1 protein-coding gene is annotated in these 254 nt (G+C 31.5%); it reads right to left on the bottom strand.

Going from position 1 to position 254, the window contains the following annotated elements:
• Positions 1 to 127: 127 nt before the first annotated feature.
• The coding region (locus IDG60_RS03445) for an SAV0927 family protein (protein WP_206160498.1) at positions 128 to 254 on the bottom strand (127 nt) is incomplete at its 5' end.

The following is a 254-nucleotide window of genomic DNA, read 5'->3' as shown; positions in this document are numbered from 1 at the left end:
TACAAAGGAGAAAAAAAGAAGACAACCAAGCCCAATAATGGACTGGCCGCCTAATAATAAAAACTCTAAAAGTTGTAATTTAAAATAGTTCTTTAAATTATATACCCACCACATTTGGTGGAGAACCTTAATGAATGACTTCATTTAAATACTCAGTAATTTCATCGCCTTCTTCAGCATTTACACCTAAAATATGAGCGATATAGCCTTCTTCTTTTAAATCATCAGTACCGATAATACCGAATTTATTTGTT

The sequence above is a fragment of the Staphylococcus sp. EG-SA-2 genome, from assembly GCF_017152085.1.
The sequence above is the reverse complement of the archived record's forward strand: the minus strand, read 5'-3'. Positions and strand labels throughout refer to the sequence as shown.